This is a genomic window from Rhizobium sp. R339, assembly GCF_002211395.1.
Taxonomy (GTDB): Bacteria; Pseudomonadota; Alphaproteobacteria; order Rhizobiales; family Rhizobiaceae; genus Rhizobium.
On sequence record NZ_LOKV01000006.1, the window covers coordinates 53468 to 72191 of the forward strand.

General features: G+C 63.2%; 16 protein-coding genes. 13 read left to right on the forward strand and 3 right to left on the reverse strand.

Annotated features, from left to right (window positions below):
• The first annotated feature begins 29 nt into the window (after positions 1-29).
• The 13 genes from ATY76_RS10065 to fhuB all read left to right on the forward strand — a co-directional run bounded on the left by ATY76_RS10065 (position 30) and on the right by fhuB (position 15106).
• Positions 30-842, forward strand: a complete 813-nt coding sequence (locus ATY76_RS10065) for a DeoR/GlpR family DNA-binding transcription regulator (RefSeq protein ID WP_088674622.1) — start codon at positions 30-32, stop codon at positions 840-842.
• A gap of 47 nt (positions 843-889) precedes the next feature.
• The gene (rhaS, locus tag ATY76_RS10070) at positions 890-1885 is read left to right on the forward strand and encodes a rhamnose ABC transporter substrate-binding protein (protein ID WP_088674623.1); all 996 of its coding nucleotides are present in this window, start codon (positions 890-892) and stop codon (positions 1883-1885) included.
• Between the two features lie 73 nt (positions 1886-1958).
• The gene (locus tag ATY76_RS10075) at positions 1959-3494 is read left to right on the forward strand and encodes a sugar ABC transporter ATP-binding protein (protein ID WP_088674624.1); all 1536 of its coding nucleotides are present in this window, start codon (positions 1959-1961) and stop codon (positions 3492-3494) included.
• 10 nt (positions 3495-3504) lie between these two features.
• On the forward strand, positions 3505-4506 hold the full coding sequence (locus tag ATY76_RS10080) for an ABC transporter permease (protein WP_088674625.1): 1002 nt from the start codon (positions 3505-3507) through the stop codon (positions 4504-4506).
• Positions 4503-5513 (forward strand): ABC transporter permease, encoded by a 1011-nt coding sequence (locus ATY76_RS10085; protein ID WP_088674626.1) that lies wholly within the window; start codon positions 4503-4505, stop codon positions 5511-5513. Before ATY76_RS10080 ends, ATY76_RS10085 begins: the two co-directional genes overlap by 4 nt.
• Positions 5510-5830 carry an L-rhamnose mutarotase gene (gene rhaM, locus ATY76_RS10090; protein WP_088674627.1) on the forward strand — a complete coding sequence of 107 codons (321 nt, stop codon included), beginning with the start codon at positions 5510-5512 and terminating at the stop codon, positions 5828-5830. Before ATY76_RS10085 ends, rhaM begins: the two co-directional genes overlap by 4 nt.
• A complete protein-coding gene (locus ATY76_RS10095; protein WP_088674628.1) occupies positions 5827-7206 on the forward strand; it encodes an FGGY-family carbohydrate kinase in 1380 nt (459 codons plus the stop codon). The genes rhaM and ATY76_RS10095 overlap by 4 nt, the downstream gene beginning before the upstream one ends.
• An 88-nt stretch (positions 7207-7294) precedes the next feature.
• Positions 7295-8053 (forward strand): fumarylacetoacetate hydrolase family protein, encoded by a 759-nt coding sequence (locus ATY76_RS10100; RefSeq protein ID WP_088674629.1) that lies wholly within the window; start codon positions 7295-7297, stop codon positions 8051-8053.
• A 116-nt stretch (positions 8054-8169) separates the two neighbouring features.
• Positions 8170-9054, forward strand: a complete 885-nt coding sequence (locus tag ATY76_RS10105) for an AraC family transcriptional regulator (RefSeq protein WP_088674630.1) — start codon at positions 8170-8172, stop codon at positions 9052-9054.
• 164 nt (positions 9055-9218) lie between these two features.
• Positions 9219-11378 (forward strand): TonB-dependent siderophore receptor, encoded by a 2160-nt coding sequence (locus ATY76_RS10110; protein ID WP_088674631.1) that lies wholly within the window; start codon positions 9219-9221, stop codon positions 11376-11378.
• Positions 11379-11472: 94 nt separating this feature from the next.
• The gene (locus tag ATY76_RS10115) at positions 11473-12252 is read left to right on the forward strand and encodes an ATP-binding cassette domain-containing protein (RefSeq protein WP_088674632.1); all 780 of its coding nucleotides are present in this window, start codon (positions 11473-11475) and stop codon (positions 12250-12252) included.
• Between the two features lie 3 nt (positions 12253-12255).
• Positions 12256-13131, forward strand: a complete 876-nt coding sequence (locus ATY76_RS10120; protein WP_088674633.1) for an ABC transporter substrate-binding protein — start codon at positions 12256-12258, stop codon at positions 13129-13131.
• Entirely contained in the window at positions 13124-15106 is a 1983-nt protein-coding gene (fhuB, locus tag ATY76_RS10125; protein WP_088674634.1) for a Fe(3+)-hydroxamate ABC transporter permease FhuB, read from the forward strand. The genes ATY76_RS10120 and fhuB overlap by 8 nt, the downstream gene beginning before the upstream one ends.
• Before the next feature lie 10 nt (positions 15107-15116).
• On the opposite strand, the gene mmsB is transcribed toward fhuB, so the two are convergent.
• From mmsB to ATY76_RS10140, 3 genes are all read right to left on the reverse strand, one after another.
• Positions 15117-15998 carry a 3-hydroxyisobutyrate dehydrogenase gene (mmsB, locus tag ATY76_RS10130; RefSeq protein WP_088674635.1) on the reverse strand — a complete coding sequence of 294 codons (882 nt, stop codon included), beginning with the start codon at positions 15996-15998 and terminating at the stop codon, positions 15117-15119.
• 9 nt (positions 15999-16007) lie between these two features.
• Positions 16008-17603, reverse strand: coding sequence for a GMC family oxidoreductase N-terminal domain-containing protein (locus ATY76_RS10135; RefSeq protein ID WP_088674636.1), 1596 nt, complete (start codon positions 17601-17603; stop codon positions 16008-16010).
• 130 nt (positions 17604-17733) lie between these two features.
• A complete protein-coding gene (locus ATY76_RS10140; RefSeq protein WP_088674637.1) occupies positions 17734-18723 on the reverse strand; it encodes a branched-chain amino acid ABC transporter permease in 990 nt (329 codons plus the stop codon).
• Between the last annotated feature and the right edge of the window lies 1 nt (position 18724).

Consider the following 18724-nt stretch of genomic DNA (forward strand, 5'->3'; position numbering starts at 1 on the left):
GAAATAAATACGACAAGAGGAGGAGCCCAATGCACGAACGCGAACGTCATCGCATCATTCTAAGCGCCGTTCAGGAAAAGTCCGTGGTCACGATCCAGGACATTTCCGAGCTGACGGAAGCATCTGAAGCGACAATCCGGCGCGATATTGCGGCTCTTCACGTCCAGGGCAAGATCCGCCGTGTGCGCGGCGGCGCCGAAGCGGTGCACCCGCCGCAGCTCGGCAACCTCGCCGGCCGGCCGTTCCGGGTTTCAGAATCAGTCAACATCGATAAAAAACGCGCAATTGCACGCGCAGCCGTCGATCTCTGCGAGGCGGGCGATGCCATCATTATCAATGGCGGCACGACGACCTTCCAGATGGTGCATTACATGGCCGGCCACCGCATGCAGGTCATGACCAATTCTTTCGCCATCGCCGAACATCTGGTGAAGCATTCCAAAAATACAGTGACGGTGCCGGGCGGCGCGATCTATCGCGAGCAGAGCCTCATCCTGTCGCCTTTCGACAATGACGCGATCCGCAATTTTTATGCGCGGCGCATGTTCATCGGCGCCCAGGGCGTCGGCCCGCTCGGCATCATGGAGGCGGATGCCCTCATCATCCAGAGCGAGCAGAAGCTGATGCACCAAGCCGATGAACTCGTGGTCATGGTCGATTCAAGCAAATTCAATCGCCGGTCGAGCCTTATTCTCTGCGCGCTCGACCGCGTTTCTGTGGTCATCACCGATGACGGGATCTCGGAAGAGGCGGCTCGCATGGTCGAGACGGCCGGCGTCCGTCTCGTCGTCGCCAGCCCGGTGGCCCAGCTTGTGAAGGAGGATTCCTCGTCGGTCGCATGAGGCGCCGCCGGGGTGTGGAAGTCTAATCTTAATGGGAGGAAAGTGACATGAAACTCGCAAAGACACTTGCGCTCGGCGTAGCGCTCGCCGTCGCCATGATGGCAGGCACCGCCAGCGCCAAGGACATCAAGATCGGCCTAGTCGTGAAGTCGCTCGGCAACGGCTTCTTCGACGCCGCCAACAAGGGCGCCCAGGAAGCCGCCAAGCAACTCGGCGGCGTTGAGGTGATCTATACCGGCCCGACGTCGACGACGGCCGAAGGCCAGATCGAAGTCATCAACTCGCTGATCGCCCAGGGCGTCGACGCCATCGCCGTTTCGGCCAACGACCCCGACGCGCTCGTTCCGGCGCTGAAGAAGGCGACCCAGCGCGGCATCAAGGTGATCTCCTGGGATTCCGGCGTTGCGCCCGAAGGCCGCATCCTGCAGCTCAACCCGTCGTCCAACGAGCTGATCGGCAAGATGTGCCTGACGCTCGCCAAGGACCACCTGGAAGGCGGCAAGGGCGACTTCGCCATCCTGTCGGCAACGACCACCTCGACCAACCAGAACATCTGGATCGACCAGATGAAGAAGCAGCTCAAGGATTTCCCGGGCCTCAACCTCGTCACCACGGTTTATGGCGACGACCTCTCGGACAAGTCCTATCGTGAAGCCGAAGGCCTCCTGAAGTCGAACCCGAACGTCAAGGTCATCGTCGCTCCGACGACGGTCGGCGTTCTCGCCGCTTCCAAGGTCGTCGAAGACAAGGGTCTCGTCGGCAAGGTCTACGTCACCGGCCTCGGCCTGCCGTCCGAAATGGCCGGCGCGATCAAGTCCGGCGCCACGAAGGAATTCGCCATCTGGAACCCGATCGACCTCGGCTACTCCGCCACCCAGATCGCCTATCGCCTCGTCAAGGGCGAAACCGACGGCAAGCCGGGCAGCGAAATCGAAGCCGGCCGCATGGGCAAGATCAAGGTCGGCGACAACGGCGAAGCCGCCATGGCCGATCCCTTCGTCTACAATGCTTCGAACATCGACCAGTTCTCCAAGGTCTTCTGATCGGAAGCACACACATAAGAGCCCGGCGGCTTCGCGGCCGCCGGGATTTCCCATTCGACATTGGTAGAAGCTGATGAACGCCGCCTTTCAACAACCCGCCACGGACAGCAAAACCGGCGATGCGCCCGCCATTCTGGAAATGCGCGGCATCTCGCAGATCTTTCCCGGCGTAAAGGCGCTGGACAATGTCAGCATCGCGCTCCATCCCGGCACGGTGACGGCGCTGATCGGCGAAAACGGCGCCGGAAAATCGACGCTCGTCAAGATCCTCACCGGCATTTACAGGCCGAACGAAGGTGAGATTCTGGTCGATGGCCAGCCGGTGACCTTCGCCAGCGCCCAGGCCGCCATCGATGCCGGCGTCACCGCCATCCATCAGGAGACCGTGCTTTTCGACGAACTGACGGTCGCCGAAAACATCTTCCTCGGCCATGCGCCGCGCACACGCTTCCGCACCATCGACTGGACGGCGATGAACAGCCGCTCGAAGGCGCTGCTGACCGCGCTCGAAAGCAATATCGACCCGACGATCCGCCTGAAGGACCTCTCCATCGCGCAACGCCATCTGGTGGCAATCGCGCGCGCGCTGTCGATCGAGGCCCGCATCGTCATCATGGACGAGCCGACGGCTGCCCTCTCCCGCAAGGAAATCGACGACCTCTTCCGCATCGTCCGGGGCCTGAAGGAACGGGGCAAGGCGATCCTCTTCATCAGCCACAAGTTCGACGAGCTTTACGAGATCGCCGACGATTTCGTCGTCTTCCGCGACGGCCGCGCCGTCGGCCAGGGACGTCTCAAGGAAACGCCGCAGGACGAGATCGTCCGGATGATGGTCGGCCGCGACGTCGAGAACGTCTTCCCGAAGATCGACGTCGCTATCGGCGGCCCGGTTCTGGAGATCCGCAACTACAGCCACCGCACCGAATTCCGCGACATATCCTTCACGCTGCGCAAGGGCGAGATCCTCGGCATTTACGGCCTGATCGGCGCCGGCCGCTCGGAACTCTCGCAATCGCTCTTCGGCATCACCAAGCCGCTCTCCGGCAGGATGGTGCTCGAAGGCCAGGATGTCACCATCCATTCGCCGCAGGATGCGATCCGCGCCGGCATCGTCTACGTGCCGGAGGAGCGCGGCCGCCATGGCCTGGCGCTGCCGATGCCGATCTTTCAGAACATGACGCTGCCTTCACTCGCCCGCACCTCCCGCCACGGCTTCCTCCGGGCCGCGAACGAATTCGCGCTCGCCCGCAAATATGCCGAACGGCTGGACCTGCGCGCTGCCGCCCTGTCCGTGCCCGTCGGCACGCTGTCGGGCGGCAATCAGCAGAAGGTCGTCATCGGCAAGTGGCTGGCGACGGCGCCGAAGGTCATCATTCTCGACGAACCCACAAAGGGTATCGACATCGGCTCGAAGGCCGCCGTGCACGGCTTCATCAGCGAACTCGCCGCCGAGGGCCTGTCGATCATCATGGTCTCCTCGGAGCTGCCGGAGATCATCGGCATGTCGGACCGCGTCCTCGTCATGAAGGAAGGCCTGTCGGCCGGGATTTTCGAACGCGCCGAACTGTCGCCGGAAGCGCTGGTGCGCGCCGCCACCGGCAACGCATGAGGTTAAGAGCATGGCAAGACTGATCAGAAAACGCGAAACCCTGCTGTTCCTCATCATCGTCGTGATGATCGCGGTCTTTTCGACCCGCGCTGCGGATTTCGCCACGCCCAGCAATCTCGCCGGCATCTTCAACGATACCTCCATCCTGATCATCCTGGCGCTCGCCCAGATGACGGTCATCCTGACGAAATCGATCGACCTTTCCGTCGCCGCCAACCTCGCCTTTACCGGCATGGCGATCGCGATGATGAACGCCGCCTATCCCGGCCTGCCGCTCGTCGTGCTCATCCTTACGGCGATCGTCATCGGTGCCGCGCTCGGCACGATCAACGGCCTCCTCGTCTGGCGTCTCGAAATCCCGCCGATCGTCGTCACGCTCGGCACGCTCACCATCTATCGCGGCATGGCCTTCGTGCTCTCGGGCGGCGCCTGGGTCAACGCGCACCAGATGACGCCGACCTTCCTCGCCGTTCCCCGCACGCCGATCCTCGGTCTGCCGGTGCTGAGCTGGGTCGCGATCATCATCGTCGCGCTGATGTACATGCTGCTGCGCTACAGCCAGTTCGGCCGCTCGGCCTATGCGACCGGCGGCAATCCGACCGCGGCCGTCTATGCCGGCATCGATACGGGCCGGACGAAATTCCTGGCCTTCGTCCTGTCGGGCGCCTTGGCGGGTCTCGCGAGCTATCTCTGGGTGTCGCGTTACGCCGTCGCCTATGTCGATATCGCCAACGGCTTCGAACTCGACAGCGTCGCGGCCTGCGTCATCGGCGGCATTTCGATTGCCGGCGGCGTCGGCTCGGTCGCCGGCACAGTGCTCGGCGCGCTCTTCCTCGGCGTCATCAAGAATGCGCTGCCGGTCATCGGCATCTCACCCTTCACGCAGATGGCGATATCAGGCACCGTCATCATTCTCGCCGTCGCCTTCAACGCCCGGCGCGAGCGCAACCGCGGCCGCATCATCCTGCGCGACCGCGCCGCAGCCGACACCAGAACGGAGGCCGCAGCATGAGCGCCGTTTCAGCACAGCCCGAAAAGCGCACCATTCCGGACCGCCTCGGCACGCCCTTCCGTCGCATCATCGCAAGCTGGGAAGTGCTGCTCTTTGCCGTCGCCGTCCTGATCTTCATTTTCAATTCCCTGGCTTCGCCCTATTTCCTCGATGCCTGGAACCTCTCGGACGCCACCTTCAATTTCACCGAAAAGGCGATGATCGCCTTTGCGATGGCGCTGCTCGTCATCTCGGGTGAGATCGACCTCTCGGTCGCCGCGATCATCGCACTCGCCTCGACGGCGATGGGGGCGGCAGCGCAGCTCGGCATCGGCACACCCGGCCTTGTGCTGATCGGCATCGGCACCGGCCTTGCCTGCGGCATCTTCAACGGCGTGCTCGTCTCGGTGCTGAAGCTGCCGTCGATTGTCGTCACCATCGGCACGATGAGCCTTTTCCGCGGCATTTCCTATATCGTGCTCGGCGATCAGGCTTACGGCAAATATCCTGCCGATTTCGCCTATTTCGGCCAGGGTTACGTCTTCTGGGTGTTTTCCTTCGAATTCGTGCTTTTCATCGTCGTGGCGATCCTCTTCGCCATCCTGCTGCATGCGACGAATTTCGGCCGGCAGGTCTATGCGATCGGCAACAATGATTTCGCCGCCCGCTTCTCCGGCATCCCGGTCGAGCGCGTCAAATTCATCCTCTTCCTGCTGACCGGCATCATGAGCGGTGTCGCCGCCGTCTGCCTGACCTCGCGCCTCGGCTCGACCCGGCCGTCGATCGCCCAGGGATGGGAACTCGAGGTCGTCACCATGGTCGTGCTCGGCGGCATTTCGATCCTCGGCGGCTCCGGCAGGATCGGCGGCGTCGTCATCGCCGCCTTCGTCATGGGCCTCGTCACCTTCGGCCTCGGCCTGTTGAACGTGCCCGGCATCGTCATGTCGATCTTCATCGGCCTTCTCCTCATCATCACCATCGCCATCCCGATCATTGCCCGCCGCATCAAGATCATGAGCTCCCGATGACATCAGAAAAACACGCCTTCAAGATGCAGCTCCATCCCGGCATGGAAGCCGAATATCGCAAGCGCCATGACGAGATCTGGCCGGAACTGGTCGATCTCCTCCATAAGTCCGGCGCCAGCGACTATTCGATCCATCTCGACCGCGAGACCAACACGCTGTTCGGCGTCTTGACGCGGCCGAAGGACCACACGATGGCGAGCCTGCCGGAACATCCCGTCATGAAGAAATGGTGGGCGCACATGGCCGATATCATGGCGACCAATCCGGATAATTCGCCCGTCCAGAGCGACCTCGTCACCCTCTTCCATATGCCATGACCGCCAGCTCCTATCGCCGCATCGCCGTTCTCGACATCGGCAAGACCAACGCCAAGGTCGTCGTGCTCGACAGCGAAACGGGCGCCGAGATCGCCGTCTTGAAACGGCCGAACGTTACGATCAAAACCGGCCCCTACCCGCATTACGACATAGAGGCGCTCTGGTCCTTCGCGCTCGATGCGCTGAAGAAGCTGGCGCGGGAACCCGGCTTCGACGCCATCTCGATCACCACCCATGGCGCCGCCGCCGCTCTGCTCGACGGCGATGGGACGCTCGCCATGCCTGTGATCGACTATGAGCACGAATATCCCGAGGCGATCCGCGATGCCTATACGGCCCTCCGTCCGCCTTTCGGCGAAACCTTCTCGCCGCGCCTCGCAATGGGGCTTAATGTCGGGGCGCAGCTGCACTACCAGAAGAGCGCCTTCCCCGAGGAGTTCGCCAAGGTCACTGATATCCTCACCTATGCGCAATATTGGACGGCGCGGCTGACCGGCGTTGCCGCCAACGAGCTGACCTCGCTCGGCTGCCATACCGACCTCTGGAATCCGAAGACCGGCAGCTATTCCTCGCTAGTCGACAGGCTCGATATCCGCGGCCTGATGGCGCCGATCCGCTCCGCCTTCGATGCGATCGGCCCGGTTCTTCCCGAAATCGCCGCTAAACTCGGCCTTGGCGAAGCGGTGCCGGTCTATTGCGGCATTCACGATTCCAATGCCTCGCTGCTGCCGCACCTCATCCATCGGGAAGCCCCATTCGCCGTCGTCTCCACAGGCACATGGGTCATCAATTTCGGCGTCGGCGGCAATCTCGATCATCTCGATCCGAAACGCGACGCGCTTGCCAATGTCGACGCCTATGGCCGCGCCGTTCCCTCGTCGCGTTTCATGGGCGGCCGGGAGTTCGAAATTCTCTCAGTGGAAATCGGCGCCGTCGACGAAAAATCGGCTCAAGCGGCGATCGCTCCGGTGATCGACAACGGCATTCTGCTGCTGCCGAACATCGCTCCCGGCTCCGGCCCCTTTCCGGGAAAGACAAGCCGTTGGATCGGCGCGGAAAAGGCCAGCCGCGAAGAGCGTCATGCTGCCGCCTGCCTCTACCTTGCGCTGATGACCGATGCCTGCCTCGAACTGATCGGGGCCAAAGGCGCCATCATTGTCGAGGGTCCCTTCGCTCTGAACGAAACCTATCTGAAGCTGCTGGCCGCGCTTGCCGGCCGCGAGGTCATCGCCCTTCCCGGCACGACCGGCACCAGCCAGGGCGCGGCCCTTCTTACCGGCATCCGGCCGGTGGCGGGCGCCGAGACGCATTTTCCGCCGGCCGATATCCCGGGTCTCTCCGCCTATCGCGATCGCTGGTACGCGACGATGGAATAGGAGTCTTTCCAAGATCGGGCCAAGATCGGGCTTGTCCGTCCCGGCCTTGCGGTTAGTGTGCACCTCGAAAATCATTCGAGGAGTTATCATGACAGAGACATTCGATCCGCGCGGTCTCGCATCCAGGCTTCACAGCCTGCACCAGGCCGGCCGGCAGGAGGAAACGGGCACCTTCGCGCTGCCGGCCGATCTGCACCAGGCGATGGAAGCGCAGAACTTTCTGGCAGCGGCGGACGGTATTTCCAGCAATGCCTGGAAGGTGACGGTCTCCCCGCAGGGCCAAGCAGTCACCGCCCCTTTGCATCCCTATGTCGAAGCCGTCTCGGATGCGAGCATTCCCTGGTATCCGGGCCTGAAATTCGAGACGGAGATCGCCGTTCGCCTCGGCAAGGACCTGCCGATCCGGCAAGGCGTCCCCTACAGCCGTGCCGAAGTGGTCGAGGCGATTTCCGCGGTCTATCTCGGCGCCGAGCTGCTGGTCAGCGCCGTCAAGGAAAGCGGCGGCGTTTCCTTCCTGTTGTTTCTCGCCGACCGGCTCGGCAATAGCGGCTATGTGCTCGGCCCGAAGGTCGACAAAAGCCTTGTCGATACCGCCGGAGGCACGCCGCTCAAGGTCACCCATGCCGGCCGCACCATCTATGATGGCCCGGCGCAGCATCCGAAGGGCGACGTGCTGACCTGGCTCGTCGATTACGCCAATGACGGGCTGCGCCCGCAGACATCGCTCAGTACGGGCGCATTGATCACGACCGGTACCCTGAGCGGCGCCATCGAGCTGGCCGAGCCCGGCGAAATCGACATTCTGCTCGGCGACATCGGACTGCGTTTCTCGGTGTCGAAGACCTGATTCACCGGCGGTTCACCGCCGGATTTGGTGATTGTCATCCGCTTCCGCCTATTGTAATAAACTTGAGTGTTAATTGAAGGTTTACTCCCGGCGCATGGCCGGGGGCGGAAATGCAAATGACGTTTCAACCGCGGATGCAGAACAAGATCCAGGGCTTTTCGGTCATAGGCGGCGTGCATCGCCGCCTGTGGAACGGCATCGTCGCCGATGTCTGGGACGTGGAGTGCGCCGCTTATGCCGGCGGCTACTATGTCTCGCGAGATCCCCGGCTCTTCATCATGCTCGACCAGCGCGGACCGGGCAATTCGCGCATCAAGCTCTCGCCGAAGGCCCAGGGCGCCGTTCAGGACACGGAAAAGCGGCCGATCTCCTATGTACCGGCCGGCATGGAAGTCTGGGCCGATCTGACCGACGTGCATTCGGTGCGCCATCTCGACCTCCATTTCGATGCCGACACCATCAGCCGCAGGCTGATGGAGGATATCGATCCGCGCCGCCTGGAAAGCCCGCAGCTTCTCTTTTCCGATGACCGGGTGCTGGCGCTGGCGCAGCTGGTCGCCCGCGAATGCCTCAATCCGGAGCCGCTGCACGCTCTCTATGGCGACGGCCTCGCGCTGGCGCTGATCATCGACGTTCTCAAGCTTTCCAAGGCCATGCCGCGCAAACGCAGCAAGCTGGCCTCCTGGCAGCTTCGCCGCGCGACCGATTTCATCGAGGAGAATTGCCTGCGCAATATCCGCCTCGAAGAACTTGCCAGCCTGACCGGCCTGTCGCAATCGCATTTCAGCCATGCCTTCAAGGCCTCGACCGGCGTCGCTCCTCATCAATGGCAGACCAATGCCCGGCTGAGCAGGGCCAAGCGGCTGCTCGTCGAGAGCGAATATGCCTTGACCGCGATCGCCGCCGAAACCGGCTTTGCCGATCAGGCCCATTTCACCCGCGTTTTCCGCAAGCATGTCGGCACCACGCCAGCGAGCTGGAAAAAGGCACAAGTTGCCTGATTGCAACGCCTCCTGGGCAATTATTTGCGACGCGGAGAATTGCCCAAAAACGTTCAATTTTCCCCGATTGCGACAAGCCCACCCGATAAAACTGAGTTAAGCACTCATCTTATTCAAGGCGTCGCCGCGCGTCAGCGTCGCGGCATGAGTGGGGTAGATAAGACATGCGTGGGCAGACCAGGGGTCCCGTTTTCAAGGCAAGTTTGTTGGCAGGCGTTGCGGTCGCCGGCCTGATGGCGGGTTCCGTCTCGGCACAGGACGCGACGTCGACCGAGCTCGAACCGATCGTCATTCAGGGCAGCGGCGACACCGCAACCAGCCCTGTCAAAGGTTATGTCGCCAAGAAATCCTCCGCCGGCTCGAAGAGCGACACGCCGCTCAACGAAATCCCGCAATCCGTATCGGTGGTCGGCACAGAGGAAATGGACGATCGCGGCATCACCAACAAGATCGACGAGGCGCTGCTTTATACGCCGGGTGTCACCTCGCAGCCCTTTGGCAATGACGCCGACACCGACTGGTTCTACATCCGCGGCTTCGACGCCGGCCAGACGGGCGTCTTCTTCGACAATCTGACGCTTTTCAGCTACGGCTTCGGCGGCTTCCAGCTCGATCCGTTCATGCTCGAGCGCGTCGAGGTGTTGAAGGGCCCGGCTTCCGTGCTTTACGGCGGCGCCAATCCCGGCGGCATCGTCAACCTCGTTCGCAAACGCCCGCTCGACGAGCCGCTCTTCTACACGGAGATCGGCATCAACAGCAACGGCAACGCCTTCACCGGCTTCGATGTCTCCGACAAGATCGGCTCCAGCGGAACGATGAGCTACCGCATCACCGGCAAGGTTGCGGGCGGCGACAATTATTCGGATTTTTCCGAGGATCTGCGCGGCTTCATCATGCCGCAGCTGACGATTTCACCGGATGACGCCACGAGCCTGACGGTCTGGGGCAGCCTCGCCGGCCTTGATCAGGTGCATACCGGCAACGGCTTCTTCCCCTATGTCGGCACGGTCGAGGATGCGCCGTTCGGCAAGATCGACCGCGACGCCTTTTATGGCGAACCCGACCTCGACGACGGCAGCTATGTGCAGAAGATGATCGGCTACGAATTCGAGCATGAATTCGACAACGGTATCAAGTTCTCGCAGAGCGCCCGCTACGGCCGGCTCGACAAGCATGAAATCGGTCCCTACCTGAATGGCTGGGTCGGCGGTGTTCCGACGGGTCCGGACTATCAGCTAGCGCGCATCGGTTTCGAGGGCCGCTCGGGCGTCGATGCTTTCTCGATCGACAACCGGCTCGAAGGCGAAACCGACATCGGCGGCGCCACACACAATCTTCTCGTCGGGCTTGATTACACCTATTACCGTCTCGACAATTGGCAGGCCTGCTGCGGCTCCAATCCGATCAGCGCCACCGATCCCGTCTACGGCACGACGCAAGGCGCTAATTTCGTCTATGCCGACAATGTCATCACCAAGAACCAGATCGGCGTCTATGCCCAGGACCGCATGCATTTCGGTGACGGCTGGCTGCTGACGCTGAACGGCCGCTACGATTATGTCGACATCAACCAGGATGCCGTGATCGGCACGACCTACAGCACCAATGACAGCGCGCTCAGCGGACGCATCGGCCTTGCCTATGAATTCGACAACGGCCTGACGCCCTATGTCAGCGCCGCGACCTTCTTCAACCCGCTGATCGGCACCGGTGTATCAGGCGCTCTGAAGCCCGAGGAAGGCGAACAGTTCGAAGGCGGCATCAAATATGAGCCGAGCTTCATCGACGGCTCGCTGACCGCGTCGGTTTTCCACATCACCAAGCGCAACAACACCGTCACCAATCCGGCGACCTTCGCCCAGAGCCAGCTCGGCGAAGTCGTCTCGCGCGGCGCCGAACTGGAAGGCAAGGTCAACATCAACGAGAACTGGAAGGTTCTCGCCTCGCTTGCCTATACGGACATGGAAGTGACCGAGAACGAGGCCAACCCGGCCCTCGTCGGCAATTCACCCTATATCGTGCCGAAGGTGACCGCCTCCCTCTGGGTCGAATACACGCTGACGACCGGTGCCTTCGAAGGCATGAGCTTCGGCGCCGGCGTGCGCCATCAGGGCTGGTCCTGGGCCGATGAGGCCAATACCGAGAAGGTGCCGGCCGCAACCCTCGTCGATGCCGCGATCCGCTATGAGCGGGAGGATTGGGGCGCCTCGCTCAACGTCACGAACATTTTCGACAAGGAATATGTCAAGGGCTGCGGCGGCTTGACCGTCTGCGGTTACGGCGATGCCCGCACCGTCACCTTCAAGCTCAGCAGAAAGTGGTAAGTTGACAATGTGAGTTTAGTTTTGCAGGAACCTGCGGGGAAAGGGAGGGCTTGCCCTCCCGAACCCATTTGCAGCGCCGAATCTGGAGCAGACCATGCCTTCGCCTTTCCTTGCCCTGTCGGGAATCGACTATGCCATCGGGCCGAAAACCATTCTGTCCGGCATCGACCTGACGCTCGAGCGCGGCCGCATCTACGGGCTGGTCGGTCCGAACGGTTCCGGCAAGAGCACGCTGCTGAAGATCATCGCCCGGCAGATCGCCCCCAAATCCGGGGCCATCGCCTTCGGCGGCAAGCCGGCGGCCGACTGGGGCGCCCGGGAATTCGCCCGGCACGTCGCCTATATGCCGCAATTCACGCCGGCGACGGACGGGATGACGGTACGGGAGCTTATCGCCCTCGGACGTTTCCCTTGGCACGGCACGCTGGGCCGCTTCACGGCGACGGATCGCAAGATGGTCGAGGAGGCGATCACCCGCACCGAACTCGAGGATTTCGCCGATCGTCTCGCGGCCAACATGTCCGGCGGCGAGCGCCAGCGTGCCTGGATCGCCATGATGCTTGCCCAGGACGCCCGCTGCCTGCTGCTCGACGAGCCGACATCGGCGCTCGACCTCGCCCACCAGGCAAGCGTCCTCTCGCTGGTGCAGGAACTCAGCCACGAACGCGGGCTGACCGTCGTCATCGTGCTGCACGACATCAATCTTGCCGCGCGCTACTGCGACGCGATCGTCGCGCTCAATCGCGGCCGGATCACTGCCGAGGGCACGCCCGCCGAGATCATGCAGGCCGACAAGCTGCGATCGATTTTCGGCGTCGGCATGGGCGTCTTCCCGCATCCGGTTCGAAACGAGCCGGTCAGCTATCTGTTGTAGGTCATGGCTTTTTTCTCCCGCAGGCAGTTTCTGGCCGGTGCGGCGGCCTCGCTCTCCGTCCCCTCGCCTATGCGGGCGGCGGAGAAGGTACGCGTCGCAACGCTCGACTGGGCTCTGCTGGAAACCCTGCTGGCAATCGGCGCCAACGTCGTGGCGGCAACCGAACTGCGGCAATTCCGCGAAGTGGCCGTCACGCCTGAGGTGCCGGTAACAACAGCCGATCTCGGCCTTCGCGGCACACCGAATTTCGAGGTGCTGAGGCTTTCGCGGCCGGACCTGATCTTCAATTCGAACTTTTATGCCTGGGCGGATGATCGCATGCGCCCGATCGCGCCGGTCGAAAGCCATGCGATCTACAAGTCAGGCGAAAGTCCCTTCGCGCTGGCCGAACAGGTCACGCTGGCGATCGGCGAGCGCCTGCAGCTTCCCGCCGCCAAACGGCTGACCGAGGAGCTTTCAGCCCGGCTCGACCGTTACCGGTCTATTTTTGCTGCCGGTGACGGCCGTCCGGTGATCCCGATCAACCTCGGCGATGCCAGGCACTTCCGTGTCTTCGGCTCCGACAGCATGTTCGGCGAAGTGCTGAGGCGCGTCGGCCTCACCAATGCCTGGCAGGGTGCGACCAGCTATTCGGCAGCAGCGCCCGTCGGCATCGAGGCATTGGCGTCGATGCCCGATGCCTGGATCGTCATGATCGCCCCGCATCCGGCTGATGCGGTCGTGACACTTTCGGCGAGCAGCTTCTGGAATGCCTTGCCGGCCGTGCGCGAAAAACGGGTACTGACACTTGGCGCGGTCAATCCCTATGGCGCGCTGCCGGCCGCCGGCCGCTTTGCCGATCTCCTGGCGGAGGGGCTTGCCCATGCATGGAATGGTTAGCCGCGTCCGGCCGACACCAAGCGTCAACATGCCGGGCATGATACTCGCCATGCTCTGCATCGCTGCCTTTGTACTCCTGATCTTGACGCGCCCGCAACTGCCGCACCAGGATGCCGACGCAGCCGTGCTGACCGGCGCGCTGCTCTGGAGCGGCATCATGCCCCGCGCTGCGCTGGCCCTGATCGCCGGCGCCGCCCTCGGCCTTTCCGGCGCTTTGCTGCAACGCGTGCTACGCAACCCGATTGCCGATGCCTCCACGCTCGGCATTGCCTCCGGCGCGGAATTGGCGATGACGGCGGCCATGAGCGTCTCGCCCCTGCTCATGGGATTGTCGCGCGAGATGACCGCCTTTGGCGGCGGACTCGCGGCGATCGCCCTCGTGCTGGCTCTCAGTTGGCGCCGCGGGCTCGATCCGGTGACCGTCGCGCTTTCCGGCCTGATCGTCAGCCTGATCGCCTCGGCGCTCAGCGTCACGCTCATCCTGGCGCGCGGCGAATATGCCATGTCGATCTATATCTGGGGCGCCGGCTCGCTCAGCCAGCAGGATTGGAACAGCGTGCTCTCGCTTGGCCCACGGCTTGTCCTCGGCTTTGCGGCCGCCCTGCTGCTGGTGCGGCCGCTGCGGATCCTCGCGCTCGACGATAGCGGCGCGAGAAGCCTCGGTCTTGCCCTGCATTCGACCCGACTGGCGATCGTCGCCCTTGCCGTTTGGCTTGCCGCCTCTGTGACATCGGAGGTCGGCATCATCGGCTTCCTCGGCCTTGCCGCTCCCACAATCGCAAGATTCTCAGGCGCGCGCAGCACGGAGAGGCTGATGATCATGGCACCGCTGACCGGCGCCGGCCTGCTCTTCCTAACCGATTGCCTGACCCAGATCCTTGGCCCGGGCTTTACCGATCTCGCCCCGACCGGAGCCGCGACCGCTCTGCTCGGCGGGCCGCTGCTGCTCCTCCTGCTGCCGCGCGTGCATTCCATTTCGACCGTTGCCACCCAGTCTGCCGCAGCCTTGAAAAGGCTCACGAAGCCGCTCCAAACCCTTGCAGTGCTTTTCGTGGCCCTCGCCCTGCTTTTCGCCGTCGTCCTGACCTTCGGCCCGGCCGATGACGGCTGGCATGTCGCGACCGGCGCGCTTCTGAGTGACCTCCTGCCCTTCCGGTTGCCGCGGACGATCGTGGCCGCAGCCGCCGGCGCCATGCTGGCGGCCGCTGGCTTCATCATGCAGCGCATGACCGGCAATCCCATCGCCAGCCCCGAGGTGCTTGGCGTCAGCGGCGGTGCCGGGGCAGGCCTGACCGTTGCGCTCTTCCTTTTCGGCTTCCCCTCTCCCGTCATCATGCTCTTGGCGATGGCGATCGGCGCATTGGCGGCTTTCCTCGCGATGATCGCCATTTCCGCCCGCGCGCAATTTTCGCCGGAGCGCATGCTGCTGGCCGGTGTCGGCATCGGTGCCTTCGCCATGGCGATCGTGACCATGGTGCTCGCCCAGGGCGATATGCGCGGCTATATCCTGCTCACCTGGCTGTCCGGTTCGACCAACCGCGCCGGCGCCTTCGAAGCCTGGACGGCGGTGATCTCGCTCGTCGTGCTGACCGCGCCTCTGCCTTTCCTCAGCCGCTGGCTGACGATGCTGCCGCTTGGCGCTGTCTCCAGCCGCGCCCTCGGTCTTCGCGTCGGTTCAAGCCGTCTTGTGCTCGCCATCCTCGCTGCGCTGATGACGGCGATCGCCTCGTTCCTCGTCGGCCCGCTCAGCCTCACCGGCCTCATTGCGCCGCATCTCGCACGTCTTGCCGGCTTCCGCGCGCCGGGCCACCAGCTTGCGGCGAGCCTCATCTTCGGCGCCGGCGTGCTGACGGCGGCGGACTGGCTGTCGCGCGTCGTCATCTATCCCTACCAGGTGCCGGTCGGTCTCTTCGCCGCCCTGATTGGCGGCCCCTATTTCATCTGGCTGCTGTCGCGTTCGAGCGGGCGAGAGTAGCGAGCACCGTCTACTTCTTTTCGCGGAACATCTCGATGATGGCGGAGAAATCCCGTCCGCCATTGCCCTGCTTTTCGAAGAGCCCAAAAAGCTGGGCCGCCTCCGCGCCCATCGGCGTTGAGGCGCCGCTCGCCAGCGCCGCTTCCTGCGAAAGCCTGAGATCCTTCAGCATCAGTGCGGCGGCAAAACCCGGCTTGTAGTCGTTGTTGGCCGGCGAGGTCGGCACCGGGCCGGGCACCGGGCAATAGGTATTGATCGACCAGCACTGGCCTGACGAGGTGGAGGCGACGTCGAACAGCGCCTGATGCGAGAGGCCGAGTTTTTCGGCGAGCACGAAGGCCTCGCAGACGCCGACCATCGAAATGCCTAAGATCATGTTGTTGCAGATCTTCGCCGCCTGGCCGGCGCCCGCCTGGCCGCAATGGACGATCTTCTTGCCCATGCCTTCGAGGATCGGTTTTGCCCTGGCGAAAGCCTCGTCCGAGCCGCCCGCCATGAAAGTGAGCGTGCCGGCGGCAGCCCCGCCCGTGCCGCCGGAGACGGGCGCGTCGAGCGACAGGCAGCCTGCGGCCCTGGCCATCTCATGCGCCTTGCGGCTGCTCTCGACATCGATGGTCGAGCAATCGATAACAAGCGTGCCCTGCGCCGCGGTCTGCAGGATATCGCTCCAGGCCGTCAGCACGTGCTTGCCCTGCGGCAGCATCGATATGACGATCTCCGTATCCTTGACCGCCTGGCTGACATGGCTTGCCGGCTTGACGCCACTCTCTTCGGCCGCCTTCAGCACCGAGGCCGCGAGATCGAAGCCGAGCACCTCGTGACCCGCCTTGACGAGGTTGGCCGCCATCGGCCCACCCATGTTGCCAAGCCCGATGAATGCGATCCTTGCCATGGTCTTCTCCTATCGGTTGTCTTCGAGGATCATCGCCGCCGCCTTTTCGGCGATCATGATCGTCGGCGAATTGGTGTTGCCCGAGGTGATCGACGGCATCACCGAGGCATCGGCGATCCTGAGCTTGCCGAGCGCCCTGAGTCTCAGCCGGGGATCGACGACGCTCTCCCGATCGGCGCCCATGCGGCAGGTACCGACGGGATGGAAGATCGTCGTGCCGATATCGCCCGCCGCCCGCGCCAGATCGGCCTCGGTCTGATAGTCGGGGCCGGGCTTGAATTCCTCCGGCCGGAACCTTGCGAAGGAAGGCTGCGCGACGATCTTGCGCGTCAACCTTATGGAACGGACAGCTATGTCACGATCACGCTGCGTCGAGAGGTATTTCGGGCTGATCGTCGGCTGCGCGGCAAAATCCGGGCTCGACAGGTGCACCGAACCCCGGCTCTCCGGCCTCAGATTGCACACGCTCGCGGTGATCGCCGGGAAAGGATGGACGGGATCGCCGAACTTCTCCAGCGATACCGGCTGAACGTGATATTGCAGATCAGGTGTTTCACGGTCCGGACCGGAGCGCGTGAAGATGCCGAGCTGGCTCGGCGCCATCGCCATCGGCCCGGAGCGGCGAACGAGATATTCGAGCCCGATCGCCGCCTTGCCGATCAGCTTCGTCGCCTTCTCGTTCAGCGTCGGAACGCCCGTCACCTTGTAGGCCAGGCGCAGCTGTAGGTGATCCTGCAGGTTCTCGCCAATGCCCTTCACCTCGGCAACGACATCGACACCCGCCTGCCGCAGCACCTCGCCTTTGCCGATGCCGGAAAGTTCAAGAATATGCGGCGAACCGATCGCACCGGCGGACAGGACGGTTTCCCGGGCAGCATAGGCGCGTTTGGCCATGCCATTATGCTGGAACTCGACGCCGGCGACGGCTCCTTCTTCCACCAGCAGCCGCCGGACCTGGGCCTTGATCAGAACCGTCAGATTGCGGCGTCTGATCGCCGGGCGCAGGAAGGCCTTGGAGGTGTTCCAGCGAATGCCGGAACGCTGGTTGACGTCGAAATAGCCGGAACCTTCGTTGCTGCCGCGGTTGAAATCCGCCGTCTCCGGAATGCCGGCCTCCTTCGCCGCCTGCTGGAAGGCGTCGAGCACGGCCCAGCGCACGCGCGCCTTCTCGATGCGCCATTCGCCGCCGGCGCCATGCATCTCGTCTTCGCCGCGATAGAAATCCTCGGACTTGCGAAAGAACGGCAGAACATCGTCCCAGCCCCAGCCGGTGCAGCCCATCTGCCGCCAGAGATCATAGTCGCGCGCCTGACCGCGCATGTAGATCATGCCGTTGATCGACGAGCAGCCGCCGAGCACCTTGCCGCGCGGATAACTCAGCGCCCGGCCGTTCAATCCCGCTTCCGGCGCGGTGGTGAAACACCAGTCGGTGCGCGGATTGTTGATGCAGTAGAGATAGCCGACCGGAATATGGATCCAGTGGTAATTGTCCTTGCCGCCGGCTTCGAGCAGCAGCACCCTGCTCCTGCCGTCGGCGGAAAGCCGGTTGGCAAGCACGCAGCCGGCGCTGCCTGCCCCGATGATGATATAGTCGTAACGATCCATGTGCCCTGCACGAAGCCCCAGATGCCTCCCGCTTCCCTCTCCCCGCGGAACGGGGAGAGGGAGAGTCGCATTGCCGCCGCCATCTCTTCGCCGGGAAGGAAATCGCCCTGGGAAAGAGAGGTCCGCCCGTTCAGCGGCGATAGACGAAGCCCAGTTTCCGCCCGAGCCGCGAAGCGTAGAATTCGCCGATGATGCCGCGGCGGAAGATCAGCACGCAGATCATGAAGACGACGCCGGTGATGATCGTCACCGGGAATTCCGACGTGGCGAGGTAATTTTGCAGCGCCACCACGAGCCCCGCGCCGAAGAGCGGCCCGACCAGCGTGCCGATCCCGCCGAGCAGCGTCATCAGGATCACCTCGCCCGACATCTGCCAGGCGACGTCGGTCAGGGTCGCGAACTGGAAGACGAGCGATTTCATCGCGCCCGCCAGCCCCGCAAGCGCTGCCGACATGACGAAGGCGCCGAGCTTGTAGCGCGCCACGGAGTAGCCGAGCGAGGTGGCGCGGTTCTCGTTTTCACGGATCGATTTCAGGATCATGCCGAACGGCGAATTGATGAAACGCCAGATGATCAGGATGCCGATGAGGAAGACGGCCAGCACGAAATAATACATGTTGGTCGAGTTGCTCAGGTCGATGAAACCGAAGAGATGGCCGCGCGGCACCGACTGGATCCCGTCCTCGCCTTCGGTGAACTTCGCCTGCAGGCAGAAGAAAAAGAACATCTGCGACAAGGCCAGCGTGATCATCGCGAAATAGATGCCCTGGCGCCGGATGGCGAAGAAGCCCATGACCAGCCCGAGGAATGCCGCGCCCGCCACGCCGACCAGGATGCCGAGTTCCGGCGGCAGCCCCCATGATTTCACCGTATAGGCGGTGAAATAGGCCGCCCCCCCGAAGAAGGTGGCATGGCCGAAGGAAAGCAGGCCGGTATAGCCGAGCAGCAGATTGAAGGCACAGGCAAAGAGCGCGAAGCAGAGCAGCTTCATCAGGAAGATCGGATAGAAGAAGAACGGCGCCAGCAGCAGGAACACCAGCCCGGCAAGCAGGAAGCCCGCCTGCACCGAAAAGGCGGTCCGGCTTTTTTCCGTTCGGATGGTTTCGGTGATGTCAGCCATG

What these genes read in the sequence shown, in the direction of transcription:
- ATY76_RS10085 (WP_088674626.1), top strand. Translation starts at nt 4,503, where the DNA reads ATGAGCGCCGTTTCAGCACAGCCCGAAAAGCGCACCATTCCGGACCGC.
- ATY76_RS10080 (WP_088674625.1), top strand. Translation starts at nt 3,505, where the DNA reads ATGGCAAGACTGATCAGAAAACGCGAAACCCTGCTGTTCCTCATCATC.
- ATY76_RS10075 (WP_088674624.1), top strand. Translation starts at nt 1,959, where the DNA reads ATGAACGCCGCCTTTCAACAACCCGCCACGGACAGCAAAACCGGCGAT.
- rhaM (WP_088674627.1), top strand. Translation starts at nt 5,510, where the DNA reads ATGACATCAGAAAAACACGCCTTCAAGATGCAGCTCCATCCCGGCATG.
- rhaS (WP_088674623.1), top strand. Translation starts at nt 890, where the DNA reads ATGAAACTCGCAAAGACACTTGCGCTCGGCGTAGCGCTCGCCGTCGCC.
- ATY76_RS10110 (WP_088674631.1), top strand. Translation starts at nt 9,219, where the DNA reads ATGCGTGGGCAGACCAGGGGTCCCGTTTTCAAGGCAAGTTTGTTGGCA.
- ATY76_RS10140 (WP_088674637.1), bottom strand. Translation starts at nt 18,723, where the DNA reads ATGGCTGACATCACCGAAACCATCCGAACGGAAAAAAGCCGGACCGCC.
- ATY76_RS10115 (WP_088674632.1), top strand. Translation starts at nt 11,473, where the DNA reads ATGCCTTCGCCTTTCCTTGCCCTGTCGGGAATCGACTATGCCATCGGG.
- fhuB (WP_088674634.1), top strand. Translation starts at nt 13,124, where the DNA reads ATGGTTAGCCGCGTCCGGCCGACACCAAGCGTCAACATGCCGGGCATG.
- ATY76_RS10105 (WP_088674630.1), top strand. Translation starts at nt 8,170, where the DNA reads ATGACGTTTCAACCGCGGATGCAGAACAAGATCCAGGGCTTTTCGGTC.
- ATY76_RS10095 (WP_088674628.1), top strand. Translation starts at nt 5,827, where the DNA reads ATGACCGCCAGCTCCTATCGCCGCATCGCCGTTCTCGACATCGGCAAG.
- ATY76_RS10065 (WP_088674622.1), top strand. Translation starts at nt 30, where the DNA reads ATGCACGAACGCGAACGTCATCGCATCATTCTAAGCGCCGTTCAGGAA.
- ATY76_RS10135 (WP_088674636.1), bottom strand. Translation starts at nt 17,603, where the DNA reads ATGGATCGTTACGACTATATCATCATCGGGGCAGGCAGCGCCGGCTGC.
- ATY76_RS10120 (WP_088674633.1), top strand. Translation starts at nt 12,256, where the DNA reads ATGGCTTTTTTCTCCCGCAGGCAGTTTCTGGCCGGTGCGGCGGCCTCG.
- ATY76_RS10100 (WP_088674629.1), top strand. Translation starts at nt 7,295, where the DNA reads ATGACAGAGACATTCGATCCGCGCGGTCTCGCATCCAGGCTTCACAGC.
- mmsB (WP_088674635.1), bottom strand. Translation starts at nt 15,998, where the DNA reads ATGGCAAGGATCGCATTCATCGGGCTTGGCAACATGGGTGGGCCGATG.